We start from the raw sequence: 22656 nt of genomic DNA, 5'->3' as shown, positions 1-22656 counted from the left end.
CCCCCTAACACCGCCGGGTTAAGGGGCGCATAATCAGAGCGAAGGCATCTGCTGGCTGGAGCAGTGGAATCCGCCGCCGCCCGCAAGCACAGCGTCCGCCAAAAGGCCGATCACCGCGCGGTCAGGGAACAGCTCCGCAATCGCGGCGACGCCGTCGTCGTCATGCTGCGTCCCGAAAACCGGGACGATCACCACATTGTTGGCGATCACGAAGTTCATGTAGCTCGCCGGCTGGATCATCCCGCCCCATTCGACCAGCCCCGGCGAGGGAACTTCGACGACCTCCACCCCGAAATCGCGCGCCCGCGCCGCTGCATCCGCATAGATCGCGGCATTGGGATCGCCCGGCCCGGTCGCACGCGGCAAGGCCAGCCGGTTGGGCGCCACGAACCGTGCAAGATTGTCCACGTGTCCGTCCGTATGGTCGTTGATGAGGCCGTCACCGAGCCACAGCACGCGGTCGTAGCCAAGATCGCGCGCCAGCCGCGCTTCGAGATCGACCGGAGACAGCGCTGGATTACGATTCGGATTACGCAGGCACTGTTCGGTCGTCGCCACAAGCCCTGTGCCGTCGCCATCGAGCGCGCCGCCTTCCAGAATCCAGTCGCAGCGGTCGGCGGCGAGGCCGGCACTCGCGGCCAGATCCGCGCCGATCGCCTCGTCGCCCGGCATCAGATACTTGCCGCCCCAACCATTGAAGCCGAACAGCCGCGCGCGTCGTTCGTCAGCGCCGCACACCACCAACGGCCCGGTATCGCGCAACCAGACGTCGCCGTAGACTCGCTGCTCCAGCGTCACCGCCGACGAAACGAGACTGCGCGCGCGTGCTTCGTTCGCTGCATCGCGCACGATGAGGCGGACTTCCTGCCCGCTATCGGCAACAGCGCTGGCAAACGCTGCGATCTGCACTTGCGCGGCGTCGATTACGCCGGACCATTCCTCCGCCAGATGCGGAAAGCCGATCCAGAGCCAATCCTGCGGATGCCATTCGGGAGGCATCCGCAGCGCGGTGTCGGTCATGGAGTCACTTGCCCTTTGCTGCAGCGAGGCTCTTGTCGCGGATCGCGCGGAACTCGTCGTTCGGATGCCAGTTCGGCCACACGGTGCTTTTGGCCAGCTCGCGGCCGAGCCGGTAGAACAGCTTCACATCCTGCACCATGCCGGAAATGTCCCAGCTTTCCTGATACTGGTCGCTCGGCTGGTGGTAGCGCACGTTGGTGTAGTCATCCGAAGCAGCCTGCCCAGCCGCCTTGCCGCCGTTCACAAGATCGGTGCCGCGCCCGACATCGAACATCGGCACGCCGCGCTTGGCGAGGCTGAAGTGATCCGAACGGTAGTAATGGCCGCGCTCGGGGTGCTCCTCGGGCGATTCGCTGAGGCCCATTTCGCCTTCCACCTTGCGCAGGATCGCCGTCAGTTCCGACTTGTCGCCGCCGGTGACAGTAATGTCCTTGGCCGGGCCGCCCACGGCCAGCGCGTCCATGTTGACCCCGCCCACGGTCTTGGCGAGCGGGAACACCGGGTTCTGCGCGTAGTATTCCGAGCCGAGCAGGCCGGATTCCTCAAGCGTGACGGCAAGGAACACCTGGCTGCGTGCCGTGCGGCCAGCTGCGGCGTTCATCTTGGCGAGCGCAGCCAGCGCAGCAACGCCGGTCGCGTTGTCTACCGCGCCGTTGCAGATGTCGTCGCCAGTCGCGTCGGGCTTGCAGCGGCCAAGGTGATCCCAGTGCGCGCTGTAGAGCACATATTCGCCGGGACGCGTCTTGCCGGGGAGAACGCCGATCACGTTGTGCGAGTTAGCCTTTTCGATCGTGCTGTCGAACGAGAGATTGGCCTTGAGGCCCAGCGACACCGGCTTGAAACCCTTCTGCTGCGCGGCAGCAGTCAGCGCGGCAAGATCCTTGCCCGCCGCCTTGAGGATCGCTTCCGCGACCGGCTTCTGGATCCAGCCATTGGCCACAGTCTGGTCCGCACCGTCATTGGCGGTCTGCACGAAATGCTGCGCGCCCGACCAGCTCGATTCGACGACCTGCCAGCCATAGGCTGCCGGGAAAGTGTCGTGGATGATCAGCGCACCGGTAGCGCCCTGCCGCGCGGCTTCCTCGAACTTGTAGGTCCAGCGCCCGTAGTAGGTCATGCGGCGGCCGCGGAAGGGGCCGCTTTCGCCTTCCATCGCATAGTCCGGATCGTTGACGAGGATGACGGCGGTCTTCCCGTGCATGTCGATCCCGGCATAATCGTTCCAGCCCAGCTCAGGCGCATTGATGCCATAGCCGACAAAGACCAGTTCGCTGTCCTTCACCTCGGTGTGCGGGGTAATGCGATAGCTGCCGGCGACGAAATCGCTTGACGGCTTGAACGTAAGCGTCTGCGCGCCGCCGGTGATGGTCAGCGGGCTCTTGTTGGTCGCCGTGATCGTGGCCGTCGGCACATCCTGCAGCCATTGGCCCTTGTTGCCGGGCTGAAGCCCCGCCGCCTTGAACCGCGCGACGATCGCATCAAGCGTTTTCGGCTCCGCAGCTGTACCAGGCCCGCGCCCCTCGAACTCGTCCGACGAGAGCGTGCGGATCGTCTCGCGCAGCAACGCTTCGTCGACCGGGGGGACAGTCGTCGCGGCATGGCTGGTGGCCAGCGGCATCACCACGGCAGCGCCGCACAGCAGGACCAAGGCCTTGCGGCCAAACGATTTGCCGAACTTCATCCTCGTTTCCTCATTCCAATCTGCTTGCCGCATCCGGCATGGCGCGCACAGGTGGCAGAGCCCCAGCCTCCATGCAAGCCGCACACGCGTGCTTGATCGCTTGGCGCCAACCGGGCATCGCAGCACCATGACCGGCATGAGCCAGACCTCGGACTGGGCACACGCCCTCCACCGCGCCCGCGCCGAAGCGCCCTTTCTCGCCAGAGGGCTCGACCGGCTGCCTGATCTCGAAGCCGTGCTCAGCGAGGGACGGATCGAAGACGCTCTGGCCGATGCGCATCAGGCCGGTGCGGACGAAACGGACACGGGCGTGGCCCTGCGCCGCCGGCGACTTGCCTTGGCGGTTGCCCTTGCCATCGGAGATCTCGCCGGCGCGCTCCCGCTTGCCCGGGTCATGGGCGAACTCTCCACTTTCGCCGACTACGCGCTCGATGCCGCCATCATGGCAGCCATGCGCCGCCGTATGCCCGATGCCGAGCCACAGGGTTTCTCGGCCATCGCGCTGGGCAAACACGGCGCGGGCGAGCTCAACTACTCGTCCGATATCGACCCGATCCTGCTCTACGATCCCGATCTGCTTCCCCGCCGCGAGCGCGATGATCCCGCCGAAGCCGCGCAGCGCATCGCTCGCACCGTCGTCGAATTGCTCGGCGCGGTCACCGGCGACGGCTACGTCTTCCGCGTCGATCTGCGTCTGCGTCCGGCCGCCGAAGTCACGCCACTCGCCCTGCCCTTCATCGCGGCGATCACACATTACGAATCGAGCGCGCTGGCGTGGGAACGCGCAGCCTTCATCCGCGCTCGCCCTGCATCGGGCGATATCGCGGCCGGTCAGGCCTTCCTCGATGCCATCCGCCCCTTCGTGTGGCGCCGCAGTCTCGATTTCGGCGCGATTGCCGAGATCGGCCGGCTGACGACACGCATCCGCGACCATTATGCTGGCGGACAAGCGGTTGGGCCCGGCTACGATCTCAAGCGCGGCCGAGGTGGTATTCGCGAGGTCGAGTTCTTCGCCCAGACTCACCAGTTGATCCACGGCGGCCGCAATCCCGCGCTGCGTCTGCGCGGCACGCGCGCTGCGCTCGATGCGCTGGCCGAGGCCGGGATCGTCGCCGCTGAAGATGCCGCGGTGCTTGGTGACAGTTACGACAGGCTGCGCACGCTCGAGCACCGCCTCCAGATGATCGCGGACCAGCAGACCCACAGCCTGCCGACCGATTCTGCCCAGCTTGAAGCGGTCGCAAGGCTCGACGGCATGCCTTCCGGCACCGCTCTGGTGGAGGAACTCGCGCAGATTTCGGAGACGGTGGGCAGTCGCTTCGACAATCTGATCGCAACTTATGCACCGACCGGCGCGGTGCCCGTGACCGCGCGCCCATTGGAGCAGGAACTGAAGGCGCTCGGCTTTGCCGATCCAGCCGGGCTCGCGACACGCATCGAAAGCTGGGAGAACGGCCAGTACCGCGCGCTGCGCAGCGCCGAAGCCCGCGCAGCCTTTGCCCGCCTGCGCGAAACATTGCTCGGTGCACTCGCCGCAGCGCCAGACCCGGAGCGGGCTCTCCTCAGATGGGAAGGCCTGCTCGCCGGGCTGCCCAGCGCAATCAACATCTTCCAGTTGCTCGAGGCGCGCCCCGCCCTGCTCGGCGTGGTCATGCGCGTGCTCGCCCATGCCCCCACGCTGGCGGATGAACTGGCCCGCCGTTCGGACCTGCTCGACACCCTGATCGACCGGAGCGCCTTCGACCTCCCCGGCAGCGTCGCAAGCCTCGCCGCAGAATTCCGCCGCTGCGAGGCCGGTGACGACTACCAGTGCCTGCTCGATGCAGTGCGCCGCAAGGTGGGTGAGTGGCGCTTTGCTCTCGGTGTCCAGCTGATCGAGAGCCAGCTGGGCGAGGCTTGGCGCGATCCGCTTGATGTGGCCGCCGCACTCTCACGCATTGCAGAGGCTGCGATCCTCGTTCTGGCGGAAGCGGCGAAGGGGGAGTTCGCCCGCGCCCATGGCAGGATTGCCCAAAGCGAGCTCGTCATCCTCGGGCTTGGCCGGCTAGGCGGCGCTGCGCTGACACATGCCTCGGACCTCGACATCGTGTTCCTGTTCAGCGGCGATCACACCGGAGAATCAGACGGCACCCGCCCGCTTGGCAGCACGCTCTATTACAACCGCCTCGCCCAGCGCGTGATCGCCGCACTCTCCGCGCCAACCGCTGCGGGTGCGCTTTACGAAGTCGACGTGCGCTTGCGCCCTAGCGGCACGCAGGGCCCCATCGCGGTGAGCCTCGACAGCTTCGCGCGCTATCAACAAGAGGACGCCTGGACCTGGGAGCACATGGCCTTGTGCCGGGCGCGGCCGCTGTTCGGCACGCCGGAAGACTGCGCCGCACTTTCCGGCATCATTGACACCGTTTTGCACCGCTCGCGCAATCCCGAAAAGCTGCGCACCGATGTCCTCGAGATGCGCGCCGAGATGGCGCTGCACAAACCGCCAGCCGGCCCGCTCGACGTGAAGCTGGCACGCGGCGGGCTCGTCGATCTGGAGTTCCTCGTCCACTATCTGCAACTGCGCGAACGTACCGCGCTCGATCCCGATCTCGGGCGCGCGGTGGACGCCCTGATCGGCGACGGCTTGCTCTGCGATACGCTGCGCTCAGCGCACGATCTGCTCGCGCGGCTGCTGATTGTGGTGCGCCTCGTTGCCCCTGACGGACGCTATCCGCCCGAAGCCAGCCGCGCTATCGTTGCGCGTGCGTGCGGTCTCGCCGATTGGTCGGGGCTGCTCACTTCCGTGCTGACAGCCCGCCGCGAGATCGCGGCCTGTTGGCACACCGTATTTGGCGAAGAACTGGAGATCTGTGAATGAGCGAGACCATCGGCGCGGGCAGCGCGCTGCCTGATGTTGCCATGACCACGCCCGAGGGCGGCACGGTGAGGCCGTCCGACTTTCTCGGCCGCAAGCTGGTGCTGTTCTTCTATCCCAAGGATGACACGCCCGGCTGCACGACCGAGAACAAGGACTTTTCGGCGATGGCGGCAGAGTTCGAAGCAGCAGGTACCGCGCTGCTCGGCGTGAGCAAGGACCCGCCCAAGAAGCACCTCAAGTTCATCGAGAAGCACGGCCTCGCCGCCCCGCTCGCGACCGATGCCGAAGAAGGCGGGCTATCTGACGCGCTCGGCATCTGGACCGAAAAGTCGATGTATGGCCGCACCTACATGGGCATGGAGCGCACGACCTACCTCGTCGGCGCGGACGGCAAGATCGCGCAGGTCTGGTCCAAGGTGAAGGTCAAGGGCCACGCCGAAGAAGTGCTCGCCGCTGCCAAGGCGCTCTGATCCGCAGATGACCAGCACCAACGTTGCCGCAGCGATCCGGGGAGCGATGCTCACCGCGGAGCCTGCGGCCAAGGCCATGGCGACCCGGGCCGTCCGGCGTGATTGGGCTGCAGGCCGCCTCGCCTTCGTGTTCGACCAGGCGATGCCGGACGAACCTGCACGCCCGGCGCGGCCCGAACTTCTGCCGCCGAACGCCATGCCCAAGCGCGGGCGCGGCGGATCGGAGCGCGGCCGGCTGGCGCTGCTCCATGCCCTGGCGCACATCGAGTTCGTCGCGATCGATCTCGCGCTCGATGCAGCAGGGCGGTTTGGTGAACAGCGTGGACCCGAGTTCGTTACCGATTGGCTTGATGTAGCAGCGGACGAGGCGATGCATTTTTCGTTGCTCGCCCGCCGGTTGCGCACGCTCGGCTCGGACTATGGCGCCTTGCCGGCGCACGACGGGCTGTGGGACGCGGCGCGCGAGACTGCACATGATGCGGCTGCCCGCCTCGCCGTCGTGCCCATGGTGCTCGAGGCGCGCGGTCTGGATGTAACACCAGTCACCATCGAACGCTTCACCGCTGCCGGCGATCTCAGGTCGGCCCGCATCCTTGAACGGATCCTCAGCGATGAAATTCGCCATGTGCGCTACGGCACAACGCACTTCCTGAAACTGTGCGATGAGCGGGGTGAATCGCCGCCCGTGCTCTGGAAAACCCTTGTCGCACGGCATTTCCGCGGGGCTGTTAAGCCACCGTTCAACGACTCAGCGCGTCGTGCTGCCGGTTTGTCGTACGAATTGATGACAGGGGTTGTCTGATTAAGACACTTGCCCCTAACCGGTTGCCAACGAGGCAGCGGGAGGGGTTTCCGCACAGTCTCAGGGAACTTTTCAGGCAGACCGGAATGATCCGGCGGGCCGTTGGGAAGCTCCAGGTGGGTCGATTTCGATTTCAGCAGCGCACGCGATGCTGCAGGGTCGAAGCGATTAAGGGTTAGCGGGTCGTAATGGTTAACAACAAGATTTGGAAACTGGTTCTAGGCTCGATCAGCGCTGCCGCCTGTTTCTTTTCGGCTCCTGCCATGGCCAACAGCGCCGCTTCCGCTGACATTGCGGCCCCGCTCCGCGCTGCTGAAGCTGCTCGCAACGGCACCACTGCCACCCCCGCCGATGATGAATTCCACAAGCTGTTTGCCAGCTGGAAGGCGCTTGAGAGCGGTTCGTCGATCGGCTCTGCCTCGGCACCGGCCGCGCGCAACGGCGGCGTTTCGATCCCCTCGCTGGTTCCCGTCTCCTCGAACCGCGCCATGAGCAGCGGTTTTGGCATGCGCGTTCACCCCGTTCTTGGCGGCATGCGCGCTCACAAGGGCATTGATCTTCCTGCCACCACCGGCACCCCCATCCATGCTTCGGCTGATGGCGTCGTCGGCAAGGCCGATTGGTTCGGTGGCTACGGCCTGTTCGTCGAGCTGGAGCACGGCGGCGGCATGGAGACCCGTTACGGCCACATGTCGCGCATCGCGGTCGCCGAAGGCCAGCGCGTTCGCAAGGGTGATGTGATCGGCTACGTCGGCTCGACCGGCCGCTCGACCGGTTCGCACCTGCACTACGAAGTTCGCATCGGCGGTGAGGCCGTGAACCCGCTTCCCTACATGCAGACCGTCGCCCCCGGCGTGTCGACCGACACGGTTCTGGCACAGAGCGACGTACCGGCTGCGCTGTCGCGCTGATAGCCGCGAGACAAAGTCATCTTGGAGAGGATGGGATGAAGGCGGCGGAAACGCCGCCTTCTTCTTTTTGAGCGCGGGAATTTCGCCAGAATCGGTTCGAACTGACGAATCCCGTTGCGCGCTTTAATCGTGCGGTTAAACTCTCGCGAAAGACGGTCTGACAGGGCCGCCGATCCTGAGAGGATGCGCATGCACTACCACCCGAGTATCCACGCGAAGACCAACCCTGAAAAGCCCGCCGTGATCATGTCCGGCAGCGGAGAGGTCGTGACCTACGGGGAGCTCGAAGCGCAGAGCAACCGCTTCGCGCAGCTTCTTCGCTCGCGCGGGATCGGGATTGGTGACACCATCGCGCTCTGCTTCGAAAACCATCCCTTCTTCTTCTCGCTGTGCTGGGGCGCGCAGCGTGCCGGGATCGTCTACGTGGCAATTTCCTCGCGCCTTGCCCCGCCGGAAGTAGCCTACATCGCGCGAGACAGCGGCGCCAAGCTGCTGGTCGGCAGCGGTACACTGACGCCGCTGCTTGACGCTGTCGCCGAAGCCGCGCCCGAAGTGCCGCAACTGCGCCTTGGCGGCACCGGAGACCACGATCTCGCCGCCGCGCTCGCGGCCATGCCGATCGAGCCCATCGCCGACGAGCGCGCGGGCTGCGACATGCTTTATTCCTCCGGCACCACGGGCAAGCCCAAGGGCGTGCGCGTGCCGCTACCGGAAGACCCGGCAATCGGCGGGGCCAATTCGCTTATCATGCTGGCGGGCGGCCCCTTCGGCATCCGTCCGGATGCGGTCTACCTCTCGCCCGCACCGCTCTATCACGCTGCACCGCTGCGCTGGTCGATGACGGTGCACCGCTTCGGCGGCACCGTTGTCTGCATGGAGAAGTTCGACGCCGAAAAGGCGCTCGAGGCCATCGAACGCTACAAGGTGACTGATAGCCAGTGGGTGCCGACGCATTTCGTCCGTATGCTCAAGCTGCCCGAGGAAGTCCGCACGCGTTACGATCTCTCCTCGCTGCGCGGCGCGATCCATGCTGCCGCGCCGTGCCCCGTGCCGGTCAAGCAGGCGATGATCGAATGGTGGGGTCCGGTGCTCAACGAGTACTACGCCGGCACCGAAGGCAACGGCTTCACCTTCATCTCAAGCCCCGAATGGCTGCAGCGCCCCGGCTCGGTCGGTCGCGCACTGCTCGGCACGATCCGCATCTGCGACGAGAGCGGCGATGAAGTACCCCGCGGCACCGAGGGCCAGGTGTTCTTCGAGGGTGGCAATCCGTTCGCCTACCACAACGACCCCGACAAGACGCGCGATGCCACCAACAAGCACGGCTGGACCAGCCTCGGTGATGTGGGCTGGGAGGACGAGGACGGCTACCTGTTCCTCACCGACCGCAAGAGCTTCATGATCATTTCGGGCGGTGTGAACATCTACCCGCAGGAAATCGAGAACCTCCTGATTACCCATCCCAAGGTGGCTGATGTCGCCGTGATCGGCGCCCCCGATCCGGACATGGGTGAGCGCGTGGTTGCCGTTGTGCAACCTCACGACTTCGAGGAAGCCGGACCCGCGCTTGCCGACGAACTGACAGCGTGGCTCGCCCCCCAGCTCAGCCGCGTGAAACTCCCCCGCCAGATCGACTTCCGCGCCGATCTGCCGCGTGAGCCCACCGGCAAGCTGTTCAAGCGCCTGCTGCGTGACGAGTACAAGGCCGCTGCCGCAGCAGCCGCCTGATCCCCTCATTCAAGGACGCTACCCATGGCCACTACCGCCGACCGCATCGTTCCCGAGGAGATCGGCCGCGCCGTGATCGATCCCGCCGCCTATGCTGCGTGGGATCCGCTGCTCGACCAGTTTGACACCCTGCGCGAGGAGGGCCTTCAGGTGGCCCGCGTAGTGTCGTCCGCCGATCTGCATGAGCCGTTCTGGCTGGTCAGCGGATTTGACGAGGTAATGGCCGCGAGCAAGGACAACACCACCTTCCTCAACCACCCGAAGGGCGCAATCTTCACGCTGCGCAGCACCGACGCGCTGGCCCGCGCGATCACCGGCGGCAGCCCGCACCTCGTGCAGTCGCTGGTGCAGCTTGATGCGCCGCTGCACCCGAAGCTGCGCCGGCTGACGCAGGACTGGTTCATGCCCAAGAACCTGCGCACGATCGAACAGCGCGTGCGAACCATTGCCGAAGCGACGGTCGACCGGCTTCTCGAAGCTGGCGGTGAAGGCGATTTCACCAAGCTCGTCTCCTCGCCCTATCCGCTCCACGTGGTCATGCAGATTCTCGGCGTGCCCGAGGCAGACGAGCAGCGCATGCTGGTGCTGACCCAGCAGATGTTCGGTGGACAGGACGAGGAACTCAACCAGTCAGGCATCAAGGATCTTCCGCCCGAGATGATCACCCAGATCGTCGCGGGTGCGGTCAAGGACTTCGAGGCCTACTTCGCCGCGCTCGCTGCCGAACGCCGCAAGAACCCGACCGACGACGTTGCGACCGTGATCGCCAACGGCACGATCGACGGTCAGCCGCTCGATGATGTGGTCACCGCCGGGTACTATATCATCACCGCCAGCGCCGGGCATGACACGACCAGCGCCTCGACCGCAGGTGCAATGCTGGCCCTCGCCCGCGATCCGGAGCAGTTCGCCCGCGTCAAGGCTGATCGCAGCCTGCTCGCTGGCATTGTCGAAGAGGCGATCCGCTGGACCACGCCGGTGCAGCACTTCATGCGCACGGCCTCGGCCGACACCGAGCTTGGCGGGCAGAAGATCGCCAAGGACGATTGGCTGATGCTCAACTATGTGGCGGCGAACCACGATCCTTCGCAGTTCCCCGATCCGCGCCGCTTTGACGCTGCGCGCGAGGGCAATCGCCACCTCGCCTTCGGTGCTGGCGCGCACCAATGCCTTGGTCTCCATCTGGCGCGGCTGGAGATGCGCATCCTGTTCGAAGTGCTGCTCGACCGGCTGGACAGCGTGGAACTGGCGGGCGAACCCGCGCGCGCCAAGTCCACGTTCGTCGGCGGGCTCAAGCGCCTTCCACTGCGGTGGAAGGCGGCCTGAGCCTCGGGTATTACTCCGCCAGCAAGCGCTTCATGATCGCGCGGACGTCGTCCGCCATATCCGGCCTTTCGAGTGCGAGCGAGAGCGTCGCCTCGACGAAACCGGCCTTGCTGCCGCAGTCGAATCGCCGCCCGGTGAAGGTCACGGCATGGAACGGCTGGCTGCCGATCATGCGGGACATCGCATCGGTCAGCTGAATTTCCCCGCCTGCGCCCTTCTCCTGGCCCTCGAGGGTACGCATCACTTCAGGCTGCAGGATATAGCGGCCGGAGATGATGAGGTTGGAGGGCGCTTCCTCGCGCTTGGGCTTCTCGACCAGCCCGGTCACTTCTGTGAGCTTGTCCGAGATGCGCGCGCCGGGCGCGATCACGCCGTAGCTGGAAACTTCTTCCTCCGGCACTTCGAGCACGCTGATGAGGTTGCCGCCGACTTCGTTGTAGGCCTCGACCATTTCCTTCATGCAGCCCGGCTTGCCGATCATCAGTTCGTCGGGGAGGAAGATCGCAAAGGGCTCATCCCCCACGATTGCCCGCGCGCACCAGATAGCGTGACCAAGCCCCATCGGCACCTGCTGGCGCACGGTCACCAGATTACCCGGCAGAATGCGGGTGGCATCGAGAATCGAGAGATCCTTGGCGCGATCTCCCATCGTCCGCTCGAGCTCGAAGGCAGTATCGAAGTGCTCGACAATCGCGGTCTTGCCGCGCCCGGTCACGAAAATCAGCTGCTCGATCCCCGCCTCGCGCGCTTCGTCGACCGCATACTGGATTAGCGGCCGATCGATGATGGGCAGCATTTCCTTGGGGATCGCCTTGGTCGCTGGAAGAAACCGCGTCCCCATACCCGCCACCGGGAACACCGCCTTGCGAACAGGTTTGCGAACTGATTGGGAGGCGGTGCTGGTGGTCATGGCTTGTGTGATCCCCTTAAAGCGCATCGGATTTCAGGTCCGATGCGGATATGACATAACGCGCGCATAGATTGCCACCATTTCGATCCTGTTGCGCCAATTGGCAAACAGGCTAAACGACCGCGATGGACAAGATCATCATTCGCGGCGGCAATCGCCTTTCGGGCACCGTTCCAGTCTCTGGCGCAAAGAATGCTGCCCTGACACTGCTGCCTTGCGCGCTCCTCACTGAAGAGCCGGTGACCCTGCGCAATCTGCCGCGCCTTGCCGATATCGACGGGTTCCAGCACCTGCTCAACCAGTTCGGCGTTTCGACATCGATCGCTGGCGCCCGCCCCGAAGACTTCGGCCGCGTGATGACGCTGCAGGCCACACGGCTGACCTCGACGGTCGCGCCATATGACCTCGTCCGCAAGATGCGCGCCTCGATCCTCGTGCTCGGACCGTTGCTGGCACGCGCGGGCGAAGCCACGGTCTCGCTTCCGGGCGGCTGCGCGATCGGCAACCGCCCGATCGACCTGCACCTCAAGGCGCTCGAAGCCTTCGGCGCGCAGATCGAACTCGCGGCGGGCTATGTTCGCGCGATTGCCCCCGATGGCGGGCTGCCGGGCGGTGACTACAGCTTCCCGATCGTCTCGGTCGGCGCGACCGAGAACGCGCTGATGGCCGCCGTCCTCGCGCGCGGCACCAGCACGCTGCACAACGCGGCGCGCGAGCCCGAGATCGTCGACTTGTGCAACCTGCTTGTCGCGATGGGCGCACAGATCGAGGGTATCGGCACATCCGACCTGACGATCCACGGCGTCAATCGGCTCCACGGCGCGACCTATATGGTCATGCCGGACCGCATCGAAGCTGGCAGCTATGCCTGCGCTGCCGCGATCACCGGTGGTGACATCATTCTCGCCGGCGCACGCGCGGAAGACATGGCTGCGACGATCCAGGCCCTGCGGGATGCGAACGTGCTGGTCGAACAGGTTCGCGGCGGCCTACGCATTGCCAGCGACGGCCAGCTGCGCCCCGTGACGCTGTCCACCGCCCCTTACCCCGGCCTTGCCACCGATATGCAGGCGCAGCTCATGGCAATGCTCTGCCTCGCCAATGGCTCGAGCGTGCTGACCGAAACGATCTTCGAAAACCGCTACATGCACGTGCCCGAGCTTAACCGCATGGGCGCGCATATCGAGACCAAGGGCCGCACTGCCATCGTTCACGGTGTCAGCAAGCTCCACGGCGCCGAAGTGATGGCGACTGATCTGCGCGCCTCGATGAGCCTGGTGATCGCCGGGCTTGCTGCAGAGGGCGAATCGCAGGTCCACCGCCTCTATCACCTCGATCGCGGCTACGAGCGGCTCGAGGAGAAGTTCGCGCTGATCGGCGCGGATGTGGAGCGCGTCGGCGGCGACTGATGCAGGAAGCGGGCTTCCGGGGGCCGACGCTGGCCGAGTTGACCCGGGTGTTCGCGCGGATCGGCTGTCTCAGCTTTGGCGGCCCGGCAGGGCAAATCGCGCTGATGCAGCGCGAACTTGTCGATGAGCGCGCGTGGGTTGATCAAGGCGCGTTCCTCCGCGCACTTAATCTCTGCCATCTCTTGCCCGGCCCGGAAGCCCAGCAATTGGCGACATGGATCGGCTGGCGCCTGCATGGGTCACGGGGCGGGCTGATTGCAGGGCTGCTGTTCGTGCTGCCCGGGGCGGCGATCATGCTGGCACTGTCGCTGCTCTATGTTGCAGCGGCGGGGCTCAGCTGGTTTGCCGCGCTGTTTCTGGGGATCAAGGCCGCTGTCCTGGCGGTCGTACTGCAAGCACTCCTGCGGGTCGGCAAGCGAGCGCTGGGCACGCAGTTCAAACTGGTGCTGGCGGTCGTGGCTGCACTTTCCCTCACCTTGCTGCACACGCCGTTCCCGCTGGTCATCCTGTGCGCCGGCCTGATCGGCGCAGCCGCAGCACAGTTGGCGCCGGAATGGCTGGGCAAGCATCATGCTGTCGCAACCGGCGCCCCCCTCGCGCCGCCGAGCCAGTTGTTCGGAATGACGGTGCGAACTGTCGCCGTGTGGTTGATGATATGGGCACTGCCGCTCGCCGCAGTTTTCCTCCTGCTCGGCCCGCAGCACGTACTGTGGCAGATTGGCCTGTTCTTTTCGCGGTTGGCGGTGGTGACTTTCGGCGGGGCTTATGCCGTGCTTGCCTATATGGCGCAGGCTGCGGTGAGCGGGTTCGGCTGGCTTTCACCCGGCGAGATGGCGGATGGCCTCGGCCTTGCAGAGACGACGCCGGGCCCGCTGATCATGGTCACCCAGTTTGTCGGCTTCATCGCCGCGTGGCGCCATCCGGGCAGCCTCTCGCCGCTAACGGCAGGCCTCCTCGGAGCCGGCCTCACCACATGGGTGACATTTGCCCCGTGCTTCCTGTGGATCTTCGCCTGCGCGCCGTGGATGGAACGTCTGGAGCGCGCCGAGCGACTGCAGGGTGCGCTCGCGGCCATCACCGCAGCGGTGGTCGGCGTGATCGCCAACCTCGCACTGTGGTTCGCGCTACACGTGCTGTTTCGCCGCGTCTCCGAGGCTGGAATGCCCGATCCTGGCAGCCTCGATTGGCGAGCTGCGCTGATCGCGGCTCTGGCAGCGCTGCTACTGTTCGGGTTCAAGCGCGGAATTGCGATGACGATGGCGGTTTGTGCCGCCACCGGCCTTGCCCTGTCGTTAGCCCCCTTGGGCTGACGCGCGCGAAAACCGCCTCAGCGGCAACGCTTCTTTGCGGTGAGCGTACGGTCGATCGCGCGGCCCGCGAAAGCGCCGCCAACGGCACCGGCCACGATGCCGACAGGACCGCCCAGTACTGCCTTGCCCACCAGCGCGCCGCCTGCGCCGCCCGCGATCAGACCTGCGGTGCCGCTGGAATGCCTGCAGTTGCGGTAGGTGCGGGTGGAGGAGTGACGGCGCGCATCGGCCGTTTCGGCGATTGTGGTCGTAGCGAGTGTGGCCAGCATGGCGGCGGCAAGGAAGCTACGGCGCATCTATGGTACTCCTGAAAAGAATGTGACCTACACCATGCGACAGACTCTGTCAGAATGCACGGTGAACGAGGATAGTGAGCGGGTCAGGCTGCGCCAGTCTGCCCGCCTGCTGCGGCGAGCCGGGCAGCGAGCCACAGCCGCACTGCGCCGGCCAGCCCGGGCGCGACCTCTGCCGCGATCCGCTCTGCATCGATCCGCGCGACGATGGCGTTGATCGGCACACCCTCTTCGACCGCCGCATCACGCAGCAAATCCCAGAACAGCGGCTCGAGGCTGATCGACGTCTTGTGCCCGGCGATCTCGACCGATCGCTTGATCGGGGGATGATAGGGCGCAGCCATGCTGAGGCGATACGAATTATTGGGGGTGGCCCGCAAGTGCCTGCCTCCGTACACCCCAGCGATGACTACCGGCTATGACGCGCTGACCGAGAAGGAGAAGGAAACGCTGCGGCTGCTGCTGGGCGGCCATGATGCCAAGTCCATCGCCCGCCACCTTGGCCTTTCCGTTCACACCATACACGAGCGGCTGCGCGATGCCCGCCGCAAGATGTCGGTATCGAGCAGCCGCGAGGCAGCGCGATTGCTGCACCAGATCGAGGGTCAGACTCCCGAATTGTTGGTGGACAAGCCAATCAGGGATGCCGCGCTGTCCGTCATGGCGCACCCCGACCGGCAGACGCCCCGAAGCGCAGCCGAGCGGCGCCGCGCAGGGTGGATCGTCGGAGGACTTGCCATGACCATCAGCCTTGCCTTGCTCGCCATGCTTGCCCATTCGGGCGTGCCTGTATCATTCGGCAGTAACCATCTGGCATCAGCCCCGCCCAGTGCCGCTGTAGCAGCCACGCCGACATCAGCGAGCGAAGCAGCGGCCACGGACGCCGCTCGCCGTTTTCTTGCCATGCTCGACAAGGATGACTGGACCGGCAGCTGGAAGGCGACGCACAAGTCGTTTCAGCTGCTCAATACGGTCGATTGGTGGGCGCAGGCCTCACAGTCTGTCCGTGACCGCCTCGGCAAGCCGATCTCGCGTGAACTGGTGACGATCGATTTCACCGCCGCACCGCCCAGCGGCTACTGGGTGATCACGTACAAGGCGCGCTACAGCAAGCAGGTCAACGTCGTGGAAACGCTGCAAATGGCCTCTGAAGACGGCGGCTGGAAACTGGCCGCGATCACCATGGAATGAGGGTGCGATGCAGCCCCGCCCCGAGTGGCGCGGGGCTGGCATCAATCAATACATGTGCTGGCCGCCGTTGATGCTCATCGTCGAACCAGTGACGAAGGCGCCATCCTCGGATGTCAGGAACGCAACGCCGCGTGCAATCTCGTCCGCTTGACCGAGGCGGCCGACCGGGATCTTGGCGACGATCTTTTCGAGCACCGGTGCGGGCACAGCCGCGACCATGTCGGTATCGATATAGCCCGGCGCGATGGCGTTTACCGTGACGCCATACTTGGCACCTTCCTGCGCCAGCGCCTTGGTGAAGCCATGGATGCCGGACTTGGCGGCGGCATAGTTGACCTGCCCATATTGCCCGGCCTGACCGTTGATCGAGCCGATGTTGACGATACGGCCCCAACCACGTTCACGCATGCCCGGGAACGTCGCCTTGGCCATGTTGAAGCAGCCGCCGAGGTTGATCCGCATCACCTCGTTCCAGTCATCGAAGCTCATCTTGTGCAGCACGCCATCGCGCGTGATGCCGGCGTTGTTGACGACGATGTCGATCGGACCGACCTCGGCGGCAATCTTGGCGCACATTTCCAGCGTCGCTTCATGGTCGCCCACGTCAAAGCGATAGGACGCGATGCCGGTCCTTTCCGTAAAAGCCCGCGCCTTTTCCTCATTGCCCGCGTAATTGGCGACAACCGTGCGACCTTGCGCCTGAAGTGCGAGGGAAATTGCTTCACCGATACCCCGGGTACCCCCGGTAACCACTGCAACGCGCGTCATCGTCTTCTCCCACTCCAAACAATGGGAGGAAGCGTAATCGCAAGGCTGCTGACGGACAAGCGCTTAGGGCGCAGGCATACGACTGCACCGCATCGGTTCCAATTAAAGACTGATTAGAACCGGAACTGGGTTCCGACGTAGACCGCCTGGCTGTCCTTCTTGCCGTCGGTCAGCGGGCGGAGACGGTCGCGCTCAGGCGAGTACCGCACGCCAGCAGTCACATCGAGGTTGCGGGTCAGCCGATAGCTGCCGCCCAGATCGACCTGATAATCGTTCTGGCCCTCGAACGTACGCGGTGCATGACCGACGCGGTCACGCGTATCGAGCTCGATGCGCGGAGCAAGCCGCGAAGGCATGCTTCCGGCAGAACCCGTGAAGCTATCCTTGCTGCCAATGGCCCGCAGATCGGGCATCTCAAGACGCTGGATCTCGAAGCGTGCGCTTTCGCGCGAGGCGCCGGGTGCTGCAGCAAAACTCTGATAGCCGCGGGCAAGGCCGAGGTTGTAGACCATCGGCGCAATCCGGACAGGAGCAGCGCCGGGTGCGCTTGCGCCCGCGCCGAGTACCGGACGAACGACCAGATTCTCTGCGCCAAGCTCACCGACGCGGACAGCGACCGTTACGGCGCGATCCGGACGATTGTCCATCCCGGCAGGCGTGAAGCGGAACAACCGGCCGTGACCGGGCACCCGCCCCTGAATCTGCGCAGTGAGTTCGGAAACAAGCTTTGGATCGACCGAGGCAGGCGTGAACGAACCAATGCCACCGCGTGCCGAAAGGCTGACCGGTGCGGAGACGAAGCCCCCCGTCAGAGCACTGCCAAGCGCAGGAGCCGCGACCATGCCGAGGAGAGCGCAGCCCATCAAAGGCAGCACGCGCGCACGGAAAACTCCGTGCGATTTGCCCCCCTTGATCGTCTTGCCGCTCATGGCCAGCCTGAACTTTCCTCTACCGAGACGCGCAATCCGCAACTGTTCGCGAATCTGAACGCGCGCTCTGTAAGTTGGACATACGGTGCCCTGAGGATAATTTCCAGTAGGACAACGATTTTCTGCTTCGATAGCAGCGTGTCGTGGCAAACCTGTTGCACCTAGCCCACAGGTCATCGATTGACCGACCATCGCACCGGGTTCGTTCATGCACGCCTAAGCCGCATTTCACCATTCATTGCATTGCCCTTGCGGCGCGCGGCGCGTGGGTGATAGAGCGCGAGCCGTAAGGCGCCTGATCGGCGCGGATTTCAAAAGGCAGGATGTGCGGCAAGGCCGCGTGGTCTCTCGCCAGCAAGGACAGTATGCACGTGACGACACGCCCCCGCATTTCTTCCACTTTCGTCCGGGGTATTGCGACCGGCATGCTCGTCATCGCCGCCACTGGCCTCGTTGCGGGTTGCGGAGGCAAGGCGCGCCCCAAGCTCGATCTCGCTGCCAGCAAGGTCACCACGATCGGCGTCAATGCCTACCTCTGGCGCGCTACGCTTGAGACGCTTTCGTTCATGCCGCTTGTGCAGACCGACAGCAACGGGGGCGTGGTCGTTACGGACTGGTACGCGAATCCGCGTAATCCGGGCGAGCGCATGAAGCTCACCGTCTCGATCCTCGATCAGGACCTGCGCGCCGACGCGCTGCGGATCGCCGCCAGCCGGCAGGTCAATCAGGCGGGCAACTGGGTCGACGCACCGGTGCAGGCGGCCACTGTCCAGAAGCTGGAAGACATCATCCTGACCAAGGCGCGCGATCTGCGCCGCCAGACGCTGGTCAAAGGCTGATTTCGCGGGGGCTCGCCCTCGTCTGACAGTTGCACGGCTTCGCGCCGCTCCCTAGAGGGGGCGGCATGACTGCTGACCGACCAGAACCCGTCCGCTTCGATCCTGCCACCGCCGATCTGCGCTGGCAGCGTGCTTGGGATGAGCGCCAGACCTTCAAGGCTGACGACGCCTCGCCCAAGCCGCGCAGCTATGTGCTTGAGATGTTCCCCTATCCCTCGGGGCGCATCCATATCGGCCACGTGCGCAACTACACGATGGGCGACGTGCTGGCGCGCTACAAGCGTATGCGCGGCTTTGAGGTGCTCCACCCGATGGGCTGGGACGCCTTCGGCATGCCCGCCGAGAATGCCGCGATGGAAAAGGGCGTTCACCCCGGCGGCTGGACCCGCGCCAATATCGCCAACATGAAGGCCCAGTTGAAGCGGCTCGGTTTCGCGCTCGACTGGAGCCGCGAACTGGCCACCTGCGAGCCGGAATACTACGGCCACGAGCAGGCGCTGTTCCTCGATCTCTATGCGGCGGGCCTGATCACGCGCAAGGAATCGACGGTCAACTGGGACCCGGTCGACATGACCGTGCTCGCCAACGAGCAGGTGATCGACGGGCGCGGCTGGCGCTCGGGCGCGCTGGTTGAAAAGCGCAAGCTGAACCAGTGGTTCCTCAAGATCACCGAATTTGCCGACGAGCTGCTCGAAGGTCTCTCCGACCTCGACAAGTGGCCCGAGAAGGTGCGCACGATGCAGGAGAACTGGATCGGCAAGAGCCAGGGACTGCAGTTCCGCTTCGACCTGTCGAACGGCGAGAACGTCGAAGTCTACACCACGCGGCCCGACACCATCTTCGGCGCAAGCTTCGTGGCCGTCGCCCCCGATCATCCGATCGCGCAGGGCGTGGCGGCATCGAACTGCGAAGCGGCAAACTTCATTGCGCTCTGCAAGAAGGGCGGCACGACCGCAGCGGAGCTCGAAACGGCAGAGAAGCTGGGCTTCGATACCGGCATCGGCGCGCGTCACCCGCTAACGGGCAAGTACCTGCCGGTCTACATCGCGAACTTCGTGCTGATGGAATACGGCACCGGCGCGATCATGGCCGTTCCCGGCCACGACCAGCGCGACTTCGACTTCGCCACCAAGTACAGCCTGCCGATCCTGCGCGTCGTCGCCGCTGATCCGGCCGATGCGGACAAGCCCTTCACCGGGGAAGCCGAAGCGGGTGACGGCGTGCTCGTCAACTCCGACTTCTTGAACGGCATGGCAGTTACCGCCGCGAAAGCCGCCGTCATTGGCCGCGCCGAGACCGAAGGCTGGGGCCAAGGCAAGACCGTGTGGCGCCTGCGTGACTGGGGCGTCTCCCGCCAGCGCTACTGGGGCACGCCGATCCCGTTCATCCACTGCGAAGTCTGCGGTGTGGTGCCGGTGCCCAAGAAGCAGTTGCCGGTCGTGCTGCCGGAGGACGTGACCTTCGATGTGCCCGGAAATCCGCTCGACCGCCACCCGACCTGGAAGCACGTCGATTGCCCGCAGTGCGGCCATGCGGCCCGGCGCGAGACCGACACCCTCGACACATTCGTCGATTCCTCGTGGTACTTCCTGCGCTTTGCCAGCCAGCCGGGCGACGCGCCGTTCGACCCGGAGGCAATCCGCAAGTGGCTGCCGGTCGAGCAGTACATCGGCGGGATCGAGCACGCGATCCTGCATCTCCTCTACGCCCGCTTCTGGACCCGCGCACTGGCGCGGATCGGCAAGCTCGAAGTGAAGGAGCCCTTCGCCAGCCTCTTCACGCAGGGCATGGTGACGCACGAGACCTACGAGCGCCGCAATCCCGAGAATGGCCAACCCCTGTTCTTCTCGCCCGGCGAAGTGGACCGCACGGCAGACGGCGCAACACTCAAGGCCGATGGCGCACCGGTGGATATCGGCCGCGTCATCAAGATGTCGAAGTCCAAGAAGAACGTCGTGGACCCTGACGAGATCGTGGCGCGCTATGGCGCCGATGCGATCCGCTGGTTCATGCTTTCGGACAGCCCGCCCGAGCGCGACCTGCCGTGGTCCGAAGCCGGCATCGAAGGGTGCTGGCGCTTCGTGCAGCGCTTGTGGCGTCTGTTTGGCGCAGCCGACGCATCCGCGACCGGTGAAGACCTCGCGCTGCGCCGCAAGACGCACCAGACCGTCCACGCCGTCGCGCAGGACATCGAAGCGCTGGGCTTCAACAAGGCCGTCGCCCGCATCTACGAACTGACCGGCGCGACCGAGAAGGCCGCGCCCTCGGCAGACCGCACTGCGGCGATCCACACCCTGCTGCTGCTGGTTGCCCCGATGATGCCGCACTTGGCAGAAGAAGCCTATTCGGCCCTCGGCGAAGGTCTGGCCGCCGATGCCGCATGGCCAGTGGTCGATCCCGCACTCCTCGTCGACGATGAAGTCACCGTGGCAGTCCAGGTCAAGGGCAAGCTGCGCGACACGCTGACGGTCGCCAAGGGAACGGCACGCGAGGAACTCGAGCGGCTTGCTCTCGCCTCGGACAAAGTGCAGCGTGCGCTGGACGGGGCGGAAGTGAAAAAGGTGATCGTGGTGCCCGACCGGCTGGTGAACCTTGTCGCGTAAGATTGTCCTTGCCGCCCTTGCGCCGCTGGCAATGCTGGCCGGTTGCGGGCTGCAGCCGATGTATGCCGGCGGCGGCAGCGGCAAGGTTGCGCGTGCGCTGGCCGGCGTTGACGTCACCTCGATCGAGGGCAAGGCGGGATGGCTGGTCCGTGCAGCGCTGGTCGACCGGCTCGGTGCTGGCGCACAGAGTTCGCCGCGCTACCGGCTTGATGTTCGCCTCGACGAGCAGCTTCAGGGCCTCGGCCTGCTGTCCAACGATTCGGTAACGCGCGAACGGCGCACCCTTCGCGCGCGCTACCAGTTGGTCGATCTGACCAGCGGCGAGATCGTGCTCGATGCGACCGCTGGTGCCGACGCCGGCATTGATATCGTCTCCAGTGAATATGCGGTGATCGCTGCCGAGCAGACAGCGCTCGAAAACCTCAGCCACGAAGTGGCCGACCAGATCGTGACCCGCGTCGCCACAAAGCTGCGGAAGGCGGGTTGATCGCGCCGTGAAGGCGACCCAGAAGAACTTCGCCGGGCAGATCGCGCGAGCTGCTGCAGATGCCACGGTGTTTTACTTTTGTGGGCCAGACGAAGCTGGGGCTGCAGACGCTGCCGCGCGACTTTCCGCGCACATTTCCGCTCAGCAGGGCCCATTCGAACGAATCGAACTCGCGGGCGCGGACCTCCGCCGGGATTCGGTGCGACTCGCTGACGAGGCGCGATCGGTTTCGCTGTTCGGAGACAAGCGGCAGATCCACGTGCGCTGCTCGGGTGATGAGGCCTTCGATGCCGTGGAAACCTTGCTGGCGAGCCCGATCAAGGGATGGCCGGTGTTCATTCTGGCCACCTCGGCGACAGACAAATCGCGCATTGCCAAGTTGTTGGCTGACCGGCCCGATGCACTTGTCACCATGTTCCATCCACCGGATCTTCGCTCCGTCACGCTGGCAGTACGGGAAATGGCAGATCCCGCTGGCCTGCACCTGACCGACGAACTCGCCGAACGCATCGCCCGAGGCGCCGCGCTCGATACACGCATGGCCCGAAGCGAGATCGAGAAGTTGTCACTCTACCTGGACGCGAGCCCCGAGTCGCCGCGACGGGCCGATGCTGCTGCACTAGATGCCATTGCTGCCGTCAGCGAGGACGATGGTTTCATGCCGCTGGTGAACACGGTGCTGGCGGGAGACACGACGCGGCTATCAGCAGAATTGTCTAGAATTCAAGAACTTGAACTAAATCCCGTGGGTTTGCTGCTGGCTTTTGAACGTCGCGCCGCTCAGCTTGCGCAACTCTCTGGGCGCATGCGCGGTCGCGGCGACATCAACGCGTTCCTTGAGCAGGAAATGGCGGCGCGCCGTGTATTCTTTCGGGACAAGCCGGACCTCGCACACCAATTGAAGCGCTGGCGTGGCCGAAAACTGGGGCGACTCATCGAGCGCCTTATGGTGCTGCATCGCCAATTGCTTGCAGATAACCGCAATAGCGAACTTGTTCTTTCTCAAGGACTTGCCGAGATTGCAAGAGCGGCGGCGCGATAGGATTTCGACGAATTGACGCTCATGTCCGACCGGTTGTGACGTCGATCACACCGACTCGCTTGTTTTTGCCCCAGAACGCT

General features: G+C 65.0%; 20 protein-coding genes. 13 read left to right on the top strand and 7 right to left on the bottom strand.

Features of this window, described 5'->3' with window-relative positions; all coding sequences use genetic code 11:
* Positions 1-33: 33 nt before the first annotated feature.
* Together NSE01_RS07715 and NSE01_RS07710 are read right to left on the bottom strand one after the other, a co-directional pair.
* Positions 34-1020, bottom strand: coding sequence for an agmatine deiminase family protein (locus tag NSE01_RS07715; RefSeq protein ID WP_147159021.1), 987 nt, complete (start codon positions 1018-1020; stop codon positions 34-36).
* 4 nt (positions 1021-1024) lie between these two features.
* Positions 1025-2701, bottom strand: coding sequence for a M28 family metallopeptidase (locus tag NSE01_RS07710; protein ID WP_147159020.1), 1677 nt, complete (start codon positions 2699-2701; stop codon positions 1025-1027).
* 136 nt (positions 2702-2837) lie between these two features.
* On the opposite strand from NSE01_RS07710, the gene NSE01_RS07705 reads away from it, so the two are divergent.
* The 6 genes from NSE01_RS07705 to NSE01_RS07680 all read left to right on the top strand — a co-directional run bounded on the left by NSE01_RS07705 (position 2838) and on the right by NSE01_RS07680 (position 10795).
* On the top strand, positions 2838-5558 hold the full coding sequence (locus NSE01_RS07705) for a bifunctional [glutamine synthetase] adenylyltransferase/[glutamine synthetase]-adenylyl-L-tyrosine phosphorylase (protein WP_147159095.1): 2721 nt from the start codon (positions 2838-2840) through the stop codon (positions 5556-5558).
* Positions 5555-6028, top strand: a complete 474-nt coding sequence (locus NSE01_RS07700; RefSeq protein WP_147159019.1) for a peroxiredoxin — start codon at positions 5555-5557, stop codon at positions 6026-6028. Before NSE01_RS07705 ends, NSE01_RS07700 begins: the two co-directional genes overlap by 4 nt.
* A gap of 7 nt (positions 6029-6035) precedes the next feature.
* Positions 6036-6830, top strand: a complete 795-nt coding sequence (locus NSE01_RS07695; protein ID WP_147159018.1) for a ferritin-like domain-containing protein — start codon at positions 6036-6038, stop codon at positions 6828-6830.
* A gap of 263 nt (positions 6831-7093) precedes the next feature.
* Positions 7094-7741 carry a M23 family metallopeptidase gene (locus NSE01_RS07690; RefSeq protein WP_147159017.1) on the top strand — a complete coding sequence of 216 codons (648 nt, stop codon included), beginning with the start codon at positions 7094-7096 and terminating at the stop codon, positions 7739-7741.
* A 189-nt stretch (positions 7742-7930) separates the two neighbouring features.
* Positions 7931-9469, top strand: coding sequence for an acyl-CoA synthetase (locus NSE01_RS07685; protein ID WP_147159016.1), 1539 nt, complete (start codon positions 7931-7933; stop codon positions 9467-9469).
* Between the two features lie 24 nt (positions 9470-9493).
* Positions 9494-10795 (top strand): cytochrome P450, encoded by a 1302-nt coding sequence (locus NSE01_RS07680; RefSeq protein ID WP_147159015.1) that lies wholly within the window; start codon positions 9494-9496, stop codon positions 10793-10795.
* A gap of 10 nt (positions 10796-10805) precedes the next feature.
* Here NSE01_RS07680 and galU read toward each other — a convergent pair whose 3' ends face one another.
* A complete protein-coding gene (galU, locus tag NSE01_RS07675) occupies positions 10806-11705 on the bottom strand; it encodes a UTP--glucose-1-phosphate uridylyltransferase GalU (protein ID WP_147159014.1) in 900 nt (299 codons plus the stop codon).
* Positions 11706-11830: 125 nt separating this feature from the next.
* On the opposite strand from galU, the gene murA reads away from it, so the two are divergent.
* A complete protein-coding gene (murA, locus tag NSE01_RS07670; RefSeq protein WP_147159013.1) occupies positions 11831-13114 on the top strand; it encodes a UDP-N-acetylglucosamine 1-carboxyvinyltransferase in 1284 nt (427 codons plus the stop codon).
* The gene (gene chrA / locus NSE01_RS07665; RefSeq protein WP_147159012.1) at positions 13114-14424 is read left to right on the top strand and encodes a chromate efflux transporter; all 1311 of its coding nucleotides are present in this window, start codon (positions 13114-13116) and stop codon (positions 14422-14424) included. The genes murA and chrA overlap by 1 nt, the downstream gene beginning before the upstream one ends.
* A 17-nt stretch (positions 14425-14441) precedes the next feature.
* Here chrA and NSE01_RS07660 read toward each other — a convergent pair whose 3' ends face one another.
* Together NSE01_RS07660 and NSE01_RS07655 are read right to left on the bottom strand one after the other, a co-directional pair.
* Entirely contained in the window at positions 14442-14720 is a 279-nt protein-coding gene (locus tag NSE01_RS07660) for a hypothetical protein (RefSeq protein ID WP_147159011.1), read from the bottom strand.
* Between the two features lie 83 nt (positions 14721-14803).
* A complete protein-coding gene (locus NSE01_RS07655) occupies positions 14804-15061 on the bottom strand; it encodes a ribbon-helix-helix domain-containing protein (RefSeq protein WP_147159094.1) in 258 nt (85 codons plus the stop codon).
* Between the two features lie 61 nt (positions 15062-15122).
* Between NSE01_RS07655 and NSE01_RS07650 the strand changes: the two genes are divergently transcribed.
* A complete protein-coding gene (locus NSE01_RS07650; RefSeq protein WP_147159010.1) occupies positions 15123-15908 on the top strand; it encodes a helix-turn-helix domain-containing protein in 786 nt (261 codons plus the stop codon).
* A 45-nt stretch (positions 15909-15953) separates the two neighbouring features.
* Here the strand turns inward: NSE01_RS07650 and phbB are convergent, their stop codons facing one another.
* The gene (phbB, locus tag NSE01_RS07645) at positions 15954-16676 is read right to left on the bottom strand and encodes an acetoacetyl-CoA reductase (protein WP_147159009.1); all 723 of its coding nucleotides are present in this window, start codon (positions 16674-16676) and stop codon (positions 15954-15956) included.
* A gap of 113 nt (positions 16677-16789) precedes the next feature.
* Positions 16790-17605: a hypothetical protein gene (locus NSE01_RS07640; RefSeq protein WP_246135087.1), complete on the bottom strand. Its 816-nt coding sequence runs from the start codon at positions 17603-17605 to the stop codon at positions 16790-16792.
* Positions 17606-18030: 425 nt separating this feature from the next.
* On the opposite strand from NSE01_RS07640, the gene NSE01_RS07635 reads away from it, so the two are divergent.
* The 4 genes from NSE01_RS07635 (at position 18031) to holA (ending at position 22576) form a co-directional block, all read left to right on the top strand.
* On the top strand, positions 18031-18444 hold the full coding sequence (locus NSE01_RS07635) for a DUF3576 domain-containing protein (protein WP_246135095.1): 414 nt from the start codon (positions 18031-18033) through the stop codon (positions 18442-18444).
* A gap of 65 nt (positions 18445-18509) precedes the next feature.
* Entirely contained in the window at positions 18510-21047 is a 2538-nt protein-coding gene (leuS, locus tag NSE01_RS07630; protein ID WP_147159007.1) for a leucine--tRNA ligase, read from the top strand.
* Positions 21048-21078: 31 nt separating this feature from the next.
* Positions 21079-21534 carry an LPS assembly lipoprotein LptE gene (gene lptE, locus NSE01_RS07625; RefSeq protein WP_147159092.1) on the top strand — a complete coding sequence of 152 codons (456 nt, stop codon included), beginning with the start codon at positions 21079-21081 and terminating at the stop codon, positions 21532-21534.
* A gap of 7 nt (positions 21535-21541) precedes the next feature.
* Complete coding sequence (holA, locus tag NSE01_RS07620) at positions 21542-22576, top strand: DNA polymerase III subunit delta (RefSeq protein ID WP_147159006.1); 1035 nt, start codon at positions 21542-21544, stop codon at positions 22574-22576.
* The last annotated feature ends 80 nt before the right edge of the window (positions 22577-22656 follow it).

It is taken from the genome of Novosphingobium sediminis (assembly GCF_007991615.1).
Lineage (GTDB): Bacteria > Pseudomonadota > Alphaproteobacteria > Sphingomonadales > Sphingomonadaceae > Novosphingobium > Novosphingobium sediminis.
This window is presented reverse-complemented; position numbering and strand designations above follow the sequence as displayed.